Genomic DNA, 14,719 nt, shown 5'->3' on the forward strand with positions numbered 1-14,719 from the left:
GACGACGACGTTCCATACTGCGTCAGTCGCGATTCGTTGAGTTCGGCCATTGCCGTCGGTCGTGCCGCTCGCGATGACACCGGAGCCGTCCTTGATTCGATATCGAACATTTGCCAGTGCACGTCGTGTACTGCGATCGCGCAGCGTGATTTGTTCATCGTGATGACGCAAGAGCGGAACCCCTGATGGGGCATAGCCCTGCGAGGCGAGTGTATTAGCGTCCAGGCTCTGGGACATGGTTGATTGAGATGCGATCAAGCCGGTATGGGTTCGCATTTACACATGCCAAGGTCGTTCTCCAGGGCTACCTGTTTGCCCATGAACGACATACACAATCGCGGTCCCGACGCAACGATAACCCCCGTCGACCTGCACGCCGGGCAATAGAGCGCGCCGCCGATATAGGCGATGGGGGTTCCGTGATGCGTCGCTTTTGGCTCCCCCTCAGTGACGCGCGCGCCGCTCGTCGTTTGGTCATGCAGTTTGATAAGGAATCGTCTCATTGCACTTATATCCTTGTTAGCCGGGCGTTAAGAAAATTGATAGCAGGCGTGTATCTATGTCTGAAAGATCTCGATCACAAAGTTCTGCTTATTGTCGGTTTTGACTCGCTCGGTACGACCCTTCGCATCGGTCTTGCCGCTTGCAATAACACTGGAACCGTCTTTCACTCGATAGTCGACGTCCGCCAATATCCGACGTGTGCGTCGGTCGCGCAGCGTAATCTGTTCGTCGTGGTAGTAAAGCAAAGGTATGCCGCTTGGGGTATATCCCATCGACTCAAGATCGTGCGATTCAAGATCCTCATACATGTCATATTGCGAAGCGATCACGCGCGGCGACGGAGTGCACTTGCAGACGCACATATCACCGTCCAACGCCAGTTCCTTGCCCATCGAAGTGTCCGGCCAGCGCGGGCCAACGCCTGCCAGGACGCCGAGCGATTTGCAGGCTGGGCAATGCAAGGTCGCGCCGATGAACGCCAGGGGCACGCCGTGGGGCGTATCGCTGTCGATGCCTTCGAGCACCGTTGCGCCGCTCGTAGCTTTATCCCCTTCCTTAAGGTTGCACCGTCTCATCGTCTCGTCCTCTTTTGACTATTCAAGATGGTTTTATCGAGAACAGCGGCTAAGAGTCAATCAGACGATTCTCGCCATCGAAAATAAACGTTTAGGAATCGGAACGGATGTGCCAATAATGACGTGATTCGCGACTGAGGGAACAGTGAGAAAATCGAACTTGTGGAGGGATGTTAGATGGGACGTTTGCGGTGTTCCGCCAATGTACCAGTTGGGTAGTAAGTTGAAATAGATGGGACTACGAAATCACAAAAAACAACCTGCACACTTCATATCTGAGATAGGGCAGAGGAGATTTACCGTGCTTGATTTAGAGCCGTCTATTGCGGCGGAATTAATTGTGGTCTGCGAGTCGGCTGAATACGTAGAGCATAGCGGCCTTAGGCAGTGGCTTCGCTACGAGGTGCTTGCGGCGTACCTGGGACCAGGCAGCGTTGTTATCGCTATTATTGTGTGGGCTGCTTTTCAAACCGTCGTTCCAACACTTCGGCGCTGCGCCGTGCATCAATACCTTTCGCGGCGCGAATCTCAACGAGCCGCTTAGCCCGCACCCGCCCCGGCAGAACCAACGCGAGTGCGAACGAGACCCTAATCCTCAAACGCCTCAACCTCGTGCCGACCCCCGAGCAACATCGCGTCGGCAACATGCTGAAGCGGGCTCACATCAACATCGCTCGCCCCTGTCGAGATCAACTCGAAGAATCGATCATAAAGGCTCGGATATTCCCTCTCCTGTCCGATATCCTTCATCTCCCCATTGATCTTCAAGAACTTCCCGCCCTGGGCCAGATGCAAGAGGCCATCGCGGGTGGTCACTTCAATCTGCCACAACTCTTGCGGACCAAAGCGCCAGTCGAATTCCGTCCGGATCGGCGTGCCCAGCGCGTCGCTGAAATCAAGGTTTGCGGCAATCGGATTGTGCCGGTTTGCCGGAACGAACAACTCCGCCGACTTCAGGAAAAACGCATGCGGCAAGATGCGCGTGATGATGGATAACGCATTGATGCCCGGGTCGAATACACCCAGGCCGCCCGGTTGCCAGATCCAGTCCTGACCCGGATGCCAACGGCGGACATCCTCTTTCCACAGGACGTTCACCGCCGTAATCTCTTTTCCGGCCAGCCACGCACGTGCGGTTTCAACACCCGGCGCATGACGGGAATGCCACGACGCAAACAGGGTGCATTGATTTTGCCGAGCCAGGTCGGCGAGCACGGTAACCTCGGTCACGCTCGCGCCAGGCGGTTTCTCCAGCATCACATGCTTGCCCGCTTCAAGGGCCGCGCGTGCCTGGGAGAAGCGGACTTGCGGCGGCGCGCAGAGCGACACAGCCTGCAAAAGCGGCTCTGCCGCGAGCATGTCCTCGACATTCTGATGATTGTTGACCCCGTCGATCCGTGCATTCCGGCTCGCTCCTGCAATGAGCTTGAACCCGGAATGACCGGCAATAGCGGGTAAATGCTGATCGCGAGCGATCTTGCCGACACCGGCAATGCCTATCGCAACTTGCTCTGTCATGGTTGGACCTTAAAGAAAGCTTGGTTCATGTGGCGTGCAACGGTGACACGTGCAGCGCGCCGGATTAATGCGAATGCCGCGGCACATCGGCGCCTCGACATCCCACGAGAAAGTCGAAGTCGCAGCCTTGGTCGGCTTGCAGGACGTGATCGACATACAGCTTTCTATACCCGCTCGTGTCCGCAATCGCAACGGTTTGCACCTCGGCCCAATTGGTGAGACGGGAGGTGAGTTCCGCTTCGCTGATGTCGAGGTGCAGCTTTCCAGCAAGGCAATCCAGCTCGATCCAGTCGCCTTCCTTCACCACCGCCAGCGGTCCGCCGGCACGCGCTTCGGGCGCCACATGCAGCACCACGGTGCCATACGCCGTGCCGCTCATGCGCGCGTCCGAGATCCGCACCATGTCGGTCACGCCTTGCGCCAGCAGCTTGGGCGGCAAACCCATGTTGCCCACTTCCGCCATGCCCGGATAACCCTTCGGTCCGCAGTTCTTCAATACGAGAACAGAGTCAGCGGTTACGTCGAGTTCGGGGTCGCCGATGCGGGCCTTATAGTCATCGAAGTTTTCAAACACGACCGCACGGCCGCGATGCTTGAGCAATGCCGCCGTTGCCGCCGACGGTTTGACCACCGCGCCATTGGGCGCGAGATTGCCGCGCACGATGCACAAGCCGCCGTCGGGGACGAGAGGTTTGTCGAGCGGGCGGATGACTTCCTCGTCGTAGATAGGCGCTTCTTTGGAGTTCTCCCACAGCGAATGGCCGTTCGCTGTCAGCGCGTCGGGATGGGGCAGCAAGCCTGCTTCTCCCAGGCGCCGGATCACGCCGGGCAAGCCGCCCGCGTAATAGAACTCCTCCATCAGGAAGCGCCCCGATGGTTGCAGATCCACAAGCGTAGGCGTGCCGCGTCCAATGCGCGTCCAGTCATCGAGTTCAAGGTTCACGCCTATACGGCCGGCAATCGCCTTCAAATGAATCGCCGCATTCGTCGATCCGCCAATCGCCGCGTTCACGCGAATCGCGTTTTCAAAGGCCTCTTTCGTCAGGAGTTTCGAGAGTCTTATGTCCTGCAGCGCCATCTCCACAATCCGCATGCCCGACATGTGTGCGAGCACGTAGCGCCTGGAATCCACGGCCGGAATCGCAGCGTTGTGCGGCAGCGTAACGCCAAGCGCCTCGGCCATGCAGGCCATGGTGGATGCCGTGCCCATGGTGTTGCACGTGCCCGCCGAGCGCGACATGCCCGCTTCCGCCGACATGAATTCGTGCAGCGTGATCTTGCCCGCCTTCACTTGCTCGCTGAGCTGCCAGACCACGGTACCCGAGCCGATATCGCGGCCATGATGTTTGCCGTTGAGCATCGGGCCGCCACTCACCGCAATGGCCGGCACATCGCAACTGGCGGCGCCCATCAACAACGCGGGCGTGGTTTTATCGCAGCCGACGAGCAGCACGACGGCATCGACGGGATTGCCTCGAATGGATTCCTCCACGTCCATGCTGGCGAGATTGCGCGTGAACATGGCGGTCGGGCGAAGGTTGGATTCGCCGTTGGAGAACACGGGGAATTCGACCGGGAATCCGCCCGCTTCGAACACGCCGCGCTTCACATGCTCGGCGAGCTTCCTGAAATGTGCGTTGCAGGGCGTGAGTTCCGACCACGTATTGCAAATGCCGATGATCGGCTTGCCCTGGAATTCGTGATCGGGGATGCCCTGGTTTTTCATCCAGCTTCGGTACATGAAACCGTTCTTGTCGGCAGCGCCGAACCATTGGGCGGAGCGCAGCGGGCGTTTTGCGTCTGACATCGATTTTTCCTTAACCGTTTACCATTTCAAGACTTCATTTGCACGAACGCGTCAGGCGTTCAGGACCTTTTTAGTGATTGCGCCAAGCACGCCGGCCTATCCGTTTTATAGAACATGCAGAGAGGTCGTGCTGTCTTACTGATCTAAGCGGATCGCGTTAGCTCCGGGACCCCAGTGCAACAGGATCGGCTTTGTTCGCACCATCGTGTTGCCGTGCCGCATCCCGCCGCTTTAGCTTCGTCCCCGCTCGTTCACCTGATGCCGTCCCGTCCGACTTGCGGCGTGCCGCATGCCGTTCGATCACGCGTTGCAGCAAGCAGAACGCGCACAGGAGGGCTCCTATGACGATGCGGGTCCACCATGAACTCAGCGTACCGTCGAACGTGATGAGGGTCTGAATGGTCCCGAGAATGCCGACGCCGAAGACCGACCCGATTACATAACCGACACCACCTGTGAGCAAGGTTCCGCCGATGACCGTGGCGGCGATTGCATCGAGTTCCATGCCCTGGCCTTGCAAGCCGTATCCCGAGAGCACATACAGCGTGAACACCACGCCGCCGAGCGCCGAGCAGAAGCCGCTCAGTGCATACACGCCGACCTTCGTACGCGCCACGGGCAGCCCCATCAGCAACGCGGAGCGTTCGTTGCCGCCGACCGCATAGACGTTGCGCCCGAAGCGCGTGAAGTGCGCGACGAAGATGGCGAGCAGCAGCGTTGCGATGGCGATCAGGCCGCCGGCCGTGAGCGAAGCGCCGTGAATATCGATGTGAAAGCCGGACAGTGCGTGGAAGGCGGGGTCGTTGATGGTGATCGACTGCGTGGTGATCAGGAAGCACGCGCCGCGCGCGAGGAACATGCCCGCCAGCGTGACAATGAACGGCTGCAGTTTGAAGAAGTGGATCAGCGCGCCCATTGCTGCGCCGTACAAAGCGCCCAGTACGAGCACGAGCGGCACGATTACCCATATCGGCCAATGCAGGTGTTCGGCGAAGACGGCGCAGAGGATGGTCGTCAACGCGACGACCGAGCCCACCGACAGGTCGATGCCGCCCGATACGATCACAAACGTCATGCCGATCGCGACGATCAGCAGGAAGGCGTTGTCCACGAGCAGGCCGAGCAGCACTTGCAGCGAGAAAAAGCCGGTGTACATCACGGAGCCGAACCCGAACAGCGCAATGAACAAGACGACGGTGACGACGATCGGCAGGGTGCGCGGATCGACCAGGCGGTCGAGAAGGTTCCTCATTTTGCAGCCTCGGCAAGGGGCTTCTTCGGGGTGAAGGGGAAGGCACGTTTCAGTTGCCGCATGATGACCGTGCGGGCAGTGGCCGACTGGATCACGCTGACCACCAGCACGACGGCCGCCTTTACAACGAGGGTAGCTTCAGGCGGTACGCCGATGGAGTACGTGGTGTAGGTCAGCGTCTGGATGATCAATGCGCCGAGCACGGTGCCGGCGAGGCTGAACCTTCCACCAAGCAGCGACGTGCCGCCGAGCGTGACCGCGAGGATCGCATCGAGTTCGAGCAACAACCCGGCGTTGTTGCCGTCGGCACTGCGCACATTGGAGCTGATCAGAATGCCCGCTATGGCCGCCGTCAGTCCGGAGAAGGTATAGACGCCGAACACGATTGCGCTGGAACGCAAGCCGACCAGTTTCGTCGCCACCGGATTGATACCGATCGCACGGATGAACATGCCGAGCGCGGTGCGATTCATGAGCAGCACAGTTGCCGCGATCGCGCCGGCCGCGACCCACACGGAACACGGCATGCGGGCCAGATAACCGCCGCCCACCACGAGATAACCCGGCGCGCCGATGGGGATGATCTGGCCGCCCGTGAGCAACTGCGCGACGCCGCGGCCGGCCACCATCAGGATCAGCGTGGCGATGATCGGCTGCATGCCGACGAACGCCACCAGCACACCATTCCACATGCCGGCGAGCACGCCTACCGCGAGCGCTGCGGCCAGCGCTTCAATCACTCGCGAGGGATCGTTGGCCAGGATGCTGGCGGCTGCCGCACCGGCGATTGCAACGACCGCGCCGACAGAGATATCAATGCCGCGTGTTGCGATCACCAGCGTCATGCCGAGCGAGACGAGCACGAGCGGCGCGGCACGGTTGAGGATATCGATGGGCGCGCCGAACCAGTGACCGTCGAGCACGGTGATTGAGAGGAAGTGCGCGTTCTGGCTCAGGTCGAGCACGAACAGCAGCACGAGCGTGATGACCGGCCATATGAGGGGATGCTGCAATGCGGCCTTGATGCGATTCATCGGCTACCCCCTGCAATGAGTCTGTACACCTGATCTTCCGACGCCGCGTGTCCCTCGACCTCCGCCACTTTGCGCCGGTCGCGCAACACCGCGATCCGATGGCTCACGCGGACGACCTCGCTCACCTCCGACGAGATGAAGACAATGCCGAGTCCTTTCGCACAGAGCGCCAGCACACGATCCATGATTTCGAATTTGGCCGCCACGTCGATGCCGCGCGTGGGTTCATCGAGGATCAGCATCTTCGGTTCTGTCGCAAGCCAGCGCGCAAGCAGGACCTTCTGCTGGTTTCCACCCGACAGAAGCCCGATGGGCTGTTCAGCATCGGGCGCCTTGATGCCCAGCCGCTCGATGTAGTCGTCCGCTATCTTGCGTTGTTTCGCCCGGCCGATAACGCGCCACCAGCCGCGTTGCACTTGCAGCGCGAGAATGATGTTTTCTCGTATGGAAAGATCCGCGACAATGCCTTCCTTCTTCCGGTCCTCCGGGCAATACCCTATGCCGCGGCGCACCGCATCGCGAGGAGAACGAAGCTTTGCCGTCTTGCCGTCAATAGACATTGAACCTGCATCCGCACGCTCCGCGCCGAACAGGAGCCGGGCGGTTTCGGTGCGGCCGGAACCCAGCAGACCCGCCAGCCCGAGGATCTGGCCGGGCTGAACGTCGATATCGACAGGATTCATCACACCGCGCCGGGCAATGCCGCGCATGGCGAAGAATGGCGGCACGGCGGTCTTGGGCGCAGGCGGTTCGTCCGCCGCGTGCTTCAGGCGCTCGGTCATGCGTTCATGGCCCACCATCTTTGAAACGAGCAGTTCCACCGGCAAGTCGCGGGCGAGATATTCGCCTTCACGTTCGCCATTGCGCATGACCGTAATGCGATCCGATATGGCGTAGGTCTGCTCGAGAAAGTGCGTGACGAACAGGATCGCCATGCCCGATTGCTTGAGCTTGCGGAGAACGTCGAAGAGCCTCGCGACTTCGCCGTCGTCAAGGCTTGAAGTGGGTTCATCGAGGATCAGCACGCGCGCATCCACCGAGACCGCACGCGCGATGGCCACCATCTGCTGTACGGCGATCGGATAGGTATCGAGTGATTTGGTCACGTCCAGGAAGACGTTCAGCTCGGCCAAGGCCTCTTCGGCCCGCGCATGAATGGTCTTCCAGTCGATCGCGCCACGCCGTTTCGGCTGCCGGCCGGCGAACACGTTTTCAGCGACTGACAGATTCGGGCACAGGTTCACTTCCTGATAAAGCGTCCTGATCCCAGCCGCTTCCGCGTGGAGCGGGGTCGCGAAATTGACGGCTTCGCCGCCAAGGCGTATCTCGCCTGCATCGTGTGCATGGACGCCGGTGAGCACGTTGATGAGCGTCGATTTGCCGGCGCCGTTCTGACCCATCAGCGTATGGATCTCGCCGGGAAACAAATTGAAGTCCACGTTCTGTAACGCCTTGACGCCCGGGAACGACCTGGAGATACCGATGGTTTCAAGAATGGGCGAGCCGGTCATGAACGAAGGCCGTAAAGGGAGGAAAGGGGGATTGAAAGTGCGCCGCGAGTCCGCTGTTACAGCCGGACTCGCGGTTGCCGGGTGTTTTTTCCGTGACTGCCGCGGCTCAATACTTGCGCTGCGGCAGGACTTGCGCTGCAACGCTCATCGGGAAGATGGTTTCCTCGGTCACGATACGCTTGGGCAAGGACTTGCCCGCCACCACCTCTTTCACCGCCGTCATGAGTTGCGGTCCAAGCAACGGACTGCATTCCACGTCGACGTTGATCTTGCCCGCGACCATGGCTTCGAAGCCGCCCTTGGTGGCGTCGAACGAGACCACGGTCACATCCTTGCCGGGCTTTATACCGGCCTCTTCCATGGCCTGGATTGCCCCGAGCGCCATGTCGTCGTTATGGGCGTAGACCACGTTGATCTGCTTGCCGTAGGTCTTGATGAAAGCTTCCATGACCTGCTTGCCGCCGGCGAGCGTGAAGTCGCCGCTTTGCGAAGCGATGACCTTGAACTTCGGATCGTTCTTGATCACTTCAAGCAATCCTGCGCGACGGTCGTTGGCGGGCGCTGAGCCCACCGTGCCCTGCAACTCGGCGATGTTGATCGGACCGGCGTCGTTCTTGTAGTGGTCTTCGAGCCATTTGCCTCCGCGGCGGCCTTCTTCGAGGAAGTCCGAACCGATCATGGTCACGTACAGCGAGGTATCTTTAACGTCGATATTGCGGTCAGTGAGAATCACCGGGATCTTGGCGTTTTTCGCTTCGATCAGTACCGGCTCCCAGCCGGATTCCACGACAGGGGAGAACGCGATCACATCGACTTTCTGCGCAATATACGAGCGGATCGCCTTGATCTGGTTTTCCTGCTTTTGCTGCGCGTCGGAGAATTTCAGGTTGATGCCGGCGTCTTTGGCCGCAGCTTTGACAGACACGGTATTGGCGGTACGCCAGGCGCTCTCCGCGCCGACCTGAGAGAAACCCAGGGTGATCTTGTTGTCATCGGCGTGGGCAGTCAGGTTTGCGCCCAGCAATAGCGCAGAACCCAGCAGCGCACCAATGGCTGCGCGTCGAGCATGTCTCATGGTTGTCTCCGATTTAGTTGTGTTTGTGTTCGGTACTGCCGCGCTTATGCGTTCTCGCGCGGTCGACTGCTTCAGGACGTACCGGAATGAAGCGTAGCGCCGGGGTTCATGGCGGTCCAATCAGTTATTGGGTGTTTGCAATACCAGAATTGGTATCGCGAAAGGGGCGGACGCGTGCCACTCCCCGGAATTGACCAAGCTTGCTGAGGCTGGACTCGTAGCTTCTCAACTCAGGTGTGACAGGTGAGCGGCCTGATCCGCCGTCCCCGAATAGGCGGCTCTCAGCGCGGCGGCGTCGAACTTCACCATTTTCATCATGGCGTTGGCAACGCGATTAGCCTTTACTCGATCGGAGTCAACCATCATCGGGATGAGATCGGCTGGAACGATCTGCCACGAGACGCCGAAGCGGTCTTTCAGCCAGCCGCATGCCTGGGTCGACCCGCCGCCCTCGAGAAGGGCGCTCCAATAACGGTCAAGTTCTTCCTGAGTGTCACAGCTGACCATGAGGGATATTGAGTGATTGAACGGCTCGGGTTGCCCGGAGATCATGGCGATGAAGGGCTGCCCAAAGAGCTCAAACTCGACGATCTTCGTGGAACCGGCGCTCGGCACCGGAGTGACCCGAACGACACGTGAGTCTGGAAAGATGCGCGCATAGAAAGCAGCGGCCTCCTCAGCTTCCGTGGAGTACCAAAGAAAAGGCGTGATCTTTTGAATCGTCATGGCAAATCTCCTGTCAGTAGTGGCGGCTAAATGTGGAGGCAATCCGCATGCCTCCATTGAGACGACGAAGGAAGACCATCAAAATTGACAGGCCGGGAAGAAAAATTTCACTTTTCTGCCGGCGGCCGAACCGCCGTACGGGACCCATTTCGGTCGCTTGGTTCGCTCCCAAGGTCAGTCTCTGAAAATACAACGCCCCGGCGCCTGCTTTACAGGAGGCCAGGGGCGTTTTTAATTGGCTCAAGTTATTGTGCAATGCGTTTGAAACTGGCGTAGTAATCGTCGGTGTAGTAGCAGTCGCTGGTCTGCCTGCGCGGTCCACCACATACGATGCGGCGCTGCCCGCGATCCGCCGAGCCAGGCGTGCGAACTGTGTATGCGTGATAGTAGCCGCGTGGATGCTGCGGCAACAATGCCGCGCTGTTGCGGAACAAGACACCGTCCTCGCCAAAAGGGAAGGGGCCGCCCGCTTTGATCAGACGCAGTGTTTCGGTTGCTTCCCCCGGCAACTGCGCCTTAGTGATGGCGGCCGGCGCGCTCCGCTCCTGCGCGCCCGATGCGGCGGGTGTGCCGCTCGCGGCCTGCCCAAGCTGAACCGGCGCCTGACTCCCGGACGCAGCCGGTTCCTGAGTAGCGTTTTGCGATCCGTTCTTGCCGCATCCGTCGAGGATCGCGCTCAAGGCGAGGATGCAGGAGAAAGCCCACGCTCGCTTCACGATACGGTCGCCTCCGGGTTGACCAGCATTCGACGATCACGAACGTTTTAAGGGTATCGCTAACGGCAGAGCGAATCAATCTTCGGCGGACATAGGAATTTTTTACTCGACAACCAGGCCGATGAAAGACCTTCAACTTGCTGCAAAGCGGCAGATCGGCATATCGAAGCTTATTTACTTTTCCGCCCGGATGCCGACGCGAGATACGTGCGCACCAGTTCGCGGATTTCAGCCAGGATCATGGCTTGCATGGCAGGCTCTTCGTTGGCGGTACTGATCACTCCCTTAAGCGTCTGGAGCAGAACGATCGCCATGACCTTGGCCTTTGCCCGACTTATGCCGGGAACCGCCTTGCGCAGGATGTCCGCCACGCCGCCGCGCATCACTTCGCGAAACCGCGCGCGTTCGTCAACGCTGCCCCCACGCGCATCCACGAGAGCGATCGCAAAGCTGCGCTGCGACTGAAGCACGAACATGAAGTCGACAAACGCATCGGCCACGCTTTCAAGCGCCAGGTCGGCCACCTGCTGCGCCATCTCTGCGAGTCCATTCTTGACGTGAAGCGCGTAACGAAGCAGCAGCGCATCGGCGAGTGACTCCTTGGACGGGAAAAATCGATAGAGCGAGCCGATTGCGGTCCCGGATCGGGCCGCGATCTCCGTCATTGTCGCCGCGTCATAACCTTTTTCCGTGAACACTTGAACCCCGGCCTCCATGATCGCGGCGACGCGCAGGCGTCCCTTTTCCCTCTTGGGTTCGGAGCCGCGCGGGGCGTCTGGGACGTGTGTAGGCGGGATCATTCTGGCGGACCGATATGCGAGTATTTGAGAGGAATTCCTCGCATAATAACACGGCACAAAACTCGAGGATTATTCACTAAATTGGCTCAAATTTAAGGCTTTTGTCATCGCTGTTGACATATGCGAGGGTGTCCTCTATTATTTTTTGAGAGAATATCCTCTCAAAAGTGCGTTGCCATCATTTCGATAGGCTGACCACTTTCCCTCGCCGAACTTCGACGCCTGACCACATTGTTTATCTGTTGCCTTACGTTCGCATCCGCGTGCGTCGCGGTGGCATAACACGCACCTCACCCGTCATGACTCATGAAACGCTTCACCAGCCTTCGGGGTGGATCGAGGGTTCAACGCCGGCCTTCCAGTGGACCGCGCTCATCGGTCTCTCGGTCGGCTTTGGCGGCTTTCTCTCCTTGCTTGGCGTACCCGCGGCCCTGTTGATAGGTCCCCTGCTTGCCGGGATCGTCATCAGCGGCAGCGGCGGGAAACTACGGCTCACGCCGCACGCTTTCGTCCCGGTCCAGGGGCTTATCGGCTGCATGATCGCCAGGATGCTGCCGTCGTCGATCGCAGGCGAGTTCGGTATCCATTGGCCCGTTTTTGCCGCCGGCGTTCTATCCGTCATTGTGGCAAGCGGCGTCCTCGGATGGCTGCTGGTCCGCATGCGAGTCCTGCCGGGCACCACCGCGTTGTGGGGAGTCAGTCCGGGCGCGGCAACCGTCATGACACTGATGGCCGAGGCCTACGGTGCGGACGCGCAGTTGGTTGCAGTCATGCAATACCTGCGGGTTCTCATGGTCGCGGCAGTCGCCTCTGTCGTGGCCAAAGTAAGCGGCGCAGGTTTGCATCATGTCGCCGCGGCGATCACGTGGTTTCCTGCGCTTGCCTGGTTGCCGTTGATCAAGACGCTTGCCCTCGCGGTGCTTGGGTCTCTCCTTGGACGACGGTTGCGAATCCCCATGGGCTCAATGCTGGTGACGCTCGTTGCGGGTGTCGTCCTGGTTCGCCATGGCTGGCTGACGATTGAACTGCCACGCTGGTTGCTGGCCATTGCCTATGCGTTCGTGGGCTGGAGGATCGGCCTGAGATTTACGCGTCCGCTCCTCGCGCACGCGGCGAGGGCGTTGCCTCGCATCCTTGCATGCTCGTTGGCCTTGATTGCTGCGTGCGGTGGGATCGGGGTGGCGCTCGTCGCGGTGGCCGGCGTCGACCCGCTGACCGCTTATCTGGCGACGAGCCCTGGAGGCGCGGATTCGGTCGCGATCATCGCGGCGTCGAGCAACGTCGATGTCCACTTCGTGATGGCCATGCAGATGGCGCGCTTCGTGGCCGTGCAGGCCATTGGCCCTGTCGCCGCGAGATTCCTCGCGCGGCGCGCAACCGCGAACGCAAATGCCGCCCGGCCAAACGACAGCTGAGGCCTTGGCTCACTTATCAGCGGCGTTTAATTTTCTTACCACCATCAAGGTGATCATATGCAGCATGTTTGGGTGTTTCTCGCCGGGGCGCTTCTATGCAATTGCGTCCCGCATCTGGCTTCCGGCCTGCAAGGGCTTCCTTTCCCTACTCCGTTTGCCCGGCCAAGGGGCGTTGGTAATTCTCCGCCGCTCGTCAATGTCGTTTGGGGATTTGCCAATCTGGGCATCGGCCTTCTGATCGCGGCTCACCACGCAAGCATGCCGGACATCGGCGCGGATGCCGCAGTGGGACTTGCAGGAGGCCTCGCCATGGGGGTCTACCTGTCGTGTCATTTTGGCAAGGTTCAACGCGATAGGCGACCGGACTGAAAGCGGTCCGCATCACGGGGAATCGAGACGTCACTATTCCTCGGCGGGGAATAGTGAATGCGCCGCGGCTCCCCTATATCCCCGCTCTTCACGTCGGGCTGAAGTGGCCCTTTGCGGACATCCGGCGCTCGGAGGACAATGCCCTTGCGAATCTCTTCCGAGGCTGCGCAACATGGCTAAATTTCAGCCTGATGGATGGCATACCGTCACGCCACGAATCGTCGTACGGGATCCGGAAAACCTGATCACATTCATCAAGATGGTGTTTCAGGCACAGGGCGAATTCCGTCACGGGCTGCCTGCCGAAATCATGATCGGCGATTCCGTCGTGATGGTTAGCGGCGGAGACGGCCTTCGCGATCCGATGCCGGCATTTCTGTATGTCTACGTTGAGGACGCCGATTCGACCTTTCAGCGAGCGGTTGCGGCGAATGCGATCTCGCTCGAAGTTCCGGCCGACATGCCATACGGCGACAGGCGAGCGATGGTACGAGATCCGTGGGGAAACACATGGCAAATTGCCACGCATCACCGTGACCTCTCGGCTGCCGAGATCCGGTCAAGGTTGGCCAACGACGGATAGGCCGAAATTTGAAGAGCAGGGGCGATTTGGGCACCTCGTCTGCCGTCCGCAGACCGGGAGCGGAAGATCGAGCCGACCAATGAAGCAACGCACCGATAACCTCGTGCGCCAAAGCAACTTTACATCCGAGCTATGCTTGCACCCACTATCATTCCGCCCGCTGTCGACCCCTTACTGCCCTTCAGATCCTCAGGAAGCGGCGTTCTACGATGATATGGCCAGACGCCGAGAGCGGGCTAGATGAAGAGAAATAAAGCGAATGGGCGGATGCTGCGCGACTAACCAGCGGTAACATCAAACGGGCTTGTCGCTGCAGTGGCTGGTATAGAAACTGATCCCATTGCCATCGGGATCCTGCATCGAGAAATAGTGGTGGCCGTATAGCTCGCCATCCGCGATAGTTGACGGTGAATATCCTTTACCGATCAGACCGGCCCTGTAGGATTCCAGATCCGCTTTTGTATGCCCCGCGATCATCAGGTCTATTTTTTCGCTGCTCAAATCAGGCCTCTGGCCATTCTGACTGTTCCGCAAAGTGCCAGCCTGATCATCGCCCTTTTGGAACAGCAGCAAATGCGTGCCACCACACATTTCAACGACCGCCATTCCGGGAAAGGTGCCGAATGCGCGCAGACCTAAACCGATATAAAAACTATAGCTCGCCTCGACATCTTGCACTTTCATAACAAAGTGACCAAGGGTCACGGCAGGCAATAGATCTTCCTTTTCATGTTCATTCATAACGGACCCCAGGGAGTTATTCCATTTCTAATTCAATAGTGAATCAATCATCCACGGCCACGCGACGATGGAATGAACCCGTTGGTGATCCAG

Annotated in this window: 15 protein-coding genes; 3 read left to right on the forward strand and 12 right to left on the reverse strand. The window is 59.4% G+C overall.

From position 1 onward, the window contains the following. Nucleotides 1-254: 254 nt before the first annotated feature. From AWB69_RS50925 to AWB69_RS32380, 11 genes are all read right to left on the reverse strand, one after another. Nucleotides 255-503, reverse strand: coding sequence for a PAAR domain-containing protein (locus tag AWB69_RS50925; protein ID WP_063977959.1), 249 nt, complete (start codon nt 501-503; stop codon nt 255-257). Between the two features lie 54 nt (nt 504-557). Beyond that, nucleotides 558-1,079: a PAAR domain-containing protein gene (locus tag AWB69_RS32335; protein ID WP_082913674.1), complete on the reverse strand. Its 522-nt coding sequence runs from the start codon at nt 1,077-1,079 to the stop codon at nt 558-560. Between the two features lie 588 nt (nt 1,080-1,667). After that, nucleotides 1,668-2,597, reverse strand: coding sequence for a Gfo/Idh/MocA family protein (locus tag AWB69_RS32340; RefSeq protein ID WP_062090894.1), 930 nt, complete (start codon nt 2,595-2,597; stop codon nt 1,668-1,670). Between the two features lie 64 nt (nt 2,598-2,661). Next, nucleotides 2,662-4,404, reverse strand: a complete 1,743-nt coding sequence (locus AWB69_RS32345; RefSeq protein ID WP_062090895.1) for an IlvD/Edd family dehydratase — start codon at nt 4,402-4,404, stop codon at nt 2,662-2,664. Between the two features lie 157 nt (nt 4,405-4,561). Further along, entirely contained in the window at nt 4,562-5,656 is a 1,095-nt protein-coding gene (gene yjfF / locus AWB69_RS32350) for a galactofuranose ABC transporter, permease protein YjfF (RefSeq protein ID WP_062090896.1), read from the reverse strand. Next, nucleotides 5,653-6,690, reverse strand: a complete 1,038-nt coding sequence (locus AWB69_RS32355) for an ABC transporter permease (protein ID WP_062090897.1) — start codon at nt 6,688-6,690, stop codon at nt 5,653-5,655. Before AWB69_RS32355 ends, yjfF begins: the two co-directional genes overlap by 4 nt. Then, nucleotides 6,687-8,201 carry a sugar ABC transporter ATP-binding protein gene (locus AWB69_RS32360; RefSeq protein WP_062090898.1) on the reverse strand — a complete coding sequence of 505 codons (1,515 nt, stop codon included), beginning with the start codon at nt 8,199-8,201 and terminating at the stop codon, nt 6,687-6,689. The genes AWB69_RS32355 and AWB69_RS32360 overlap by 4 nt, the downstream gene beginning before the upstream one ends. A gap of 106 nt (nt 8,202-8,307) precedes the next feature. After that, the gene (locus tag AWB69_RS32365) at nt 8,308-9,276 is read right to left on the reverse strand and encodes an ABC transporter substrate-binding protein (RefSeq protein ID WP_062090899.1); all 969 of its coding nucleotides are present in this window, start codon (nt 9,274-9,276) and stop codon (nt 8,308-8,310) included. A gap of 225 nt (nt 9,277-9,501) precedes the next feature. Next, nucleotides 9,502-10,002 (reverse strand): VOC family protein, encoded by a 501-nt coding sequence (locus tag AWB69_RS32370; protein ID WP_062090900.1) that lies wholly within the window; start codon nt 10,000-10,002, stop codon nt 9,502-9,504. 245 nt (nt 10,003-10,247) lie between these two features. Next, complete coding sequence (locus AWB69_RS32375) at nt 10,248-10,718, reverse strand: ribonuclease (RefSeq protein ID WP_062090901.1); 471 nt, start codon at nt 10,716-10,718, stop codon at nt 10,248-10,250. Between the two features lie 170 nt (nt 10,719-10,888). After that, nucleotides 10,889-11,518 carry a TetR/AcrR family transcriptional regulator gene (locus tag AWB69_RS32380; protein ID WP_062090902.1) on the reverse strand — a complete coding sequence of 210 codons (630 nt, stop codon included), beginning with the start codon at nt 11,516-11,518 and terminating at the stop codon, nt 10,889-10,891. 299 nt (nt 11,519-11,817) lie between these two features. Here AWB69_RS32380 and AWB69_RS32385 point away from each other — a divergent pair, with 299 nt between their 5' ends. From AWB69_RS32385 to AWB69_RS32390, 3 genes are all read left to right on the forward strand, one after another. After that, on the forward strand, nt 11,818-12,933 hold the full coding sequence (locus AWB69_RS32385; RefSeq protein WP_062090903.1) for an AbrB family transcriptional regulator: 1,116 nt from the start codon (nt 11,818-11,820) through the stop codon (nt 12,931-12,933). Between the two features lie 57 nt (nt 12,934-12,990). Continuing rightward, entirely contained in the window at nt 12,991-13,302 is a 312-nt protein-coding gene (locus AWB69_RS46225) for a hypothetical protein (RefSeq protein WP_075644030.1), read from the forward strand. A 172-nt stretch (nt 13,303-13,474) separates the two neighbouring features. Continuing rightward, the gene (locus AWB69_RS32390) at nt 13,475-13,885 is read left to right on the forward strand and encodes a VOC family protein (RefSeq protein ID WP_062090904.1); all 411 of its coding nucleotides are present in this window, start codon (nt 13,475-13,477) and stop codon (nt 13,883-13,885) included. Between the two features lie 294 nt (nt 13,886-14,179). On the opposite strand, the gene AWB69_RS32395 is transcribed toward AWB69_RS32390, so the two are convergent. Then, complete coding sequence (locus AWB69_RS32395) at nt 14,180-14,626, reverse strand: VOC family protein (protein ID WP_062090905.1); 447 nt, start codon at nt 14,624-14,626, stop codon at nt 14,180-14,182. Nucleotides 14,627-14,719: the final 93 nt, after the last annotated feature.

Source organism: Caballeronia udeis (genome assembly GCF_001544555.2).
Classification (GTDB): domain Bacteria; phylum Pseudomonadota; class Gammaproteobacteria; order Burkholderiales; family Burkholderiaceae; genus Caballeronia; species Caballeronia udeis.

Coding starts and splice junctions, on each gene's coding strand:
- AWB69_RS32360 (WP_062090898.1), bottom strand. CDS start 8,201: ATGACCGGCTCGCCCATTCTTGAAACCATCGGTATCTCCAGGTCGTTC.
- AWB69_RS32390 (WP_062090904.1), top strand. CDS start 13,475: ATGGCTAAATTTCAGCCTGATGGATGGCATACCGTCACGCCACGAATC.
- AWB69_RS32385 (WP_062090903.1), top strand. CDS start 11,818: ATGACTCATGAAACGCTTCACCAGCCTTCGGGGTGGATCGAGGGTTCA.
- AWB69_RS32380 (WP_062090902.1), bottom strand. CDS start 11,518: ATGATCCCGCCTACACACGTCCCAGACGCCCCGCGCGGCTCCGAACCC.
- AWB69_RS32355 (WP_062090897.1), bottom strand. CDS start 6,690: ATGAATCGCATCAAGGCCGCATTGCAGCATCCCCTCATATGGCCGGTC.
- AWB69_RS32365 (WP_062090899.1), bottom strand. CDS start 9,276: ATGAGACATGCTCGACGCGCAGCCATTGGTGCGCTGCTGGGTTCTGCG.
- AWB69_RS32345 (WP_062090895.1), bottom strand. CDS start 4,404: ATGTCAGACGCAAAACGCCCGCTGCGCTCCGCCCAATGGTTCGGCGCT.
- AWB69_RS32370 (WP_062090900.1), bottom strand. CDS start 10,002: ATGACGATTCAAAAGATCACGCCTTTTCTTTGGTACTCCACGGAAGCT.
- AWB69_RS32395 (WP_062090905.1), bottom strand. CDS start 14,626: ATGAATGAACATGAAAAGGAAGATCTATTGCCTGCCGTGACCCTTGGT.
- AWB69_RS50925 (WP_063977959.1), bottom strand. CDS start 503: ATGAGACGATTCCTTATCAAACTGCATGACCAAACGACGAGCGGCGCG.
- AWB69_RS32340 (WP_062090894.1), bottom strand. CDS start 2,597: ATGACAGAGCAAGTTGCGATAGGCATTGCCGGTGTCGGCAAGATCGCT.
- AWB69_RS32335 (WP_082913674.1), bottom strand. CDS start 1,079: ATGAGACGGTGCAACCTTAAGGAAGGGGATAAAGCTACGAGCGGCGCA.
- AWB69_RS46225 (WP_075644030.1), top strand. CDS start 12,991: ATGCAGCATGTTTGGGTGTTTCTCGCCGGGGCGCTTCTATGCAATTGC.
- yjfF (WP_062090896.1), bottom strand. CDS start 5,656: ATGAGGAACCTTCTCGACCGCCTGGTCGATCCGCGCACCCTGCCGATC.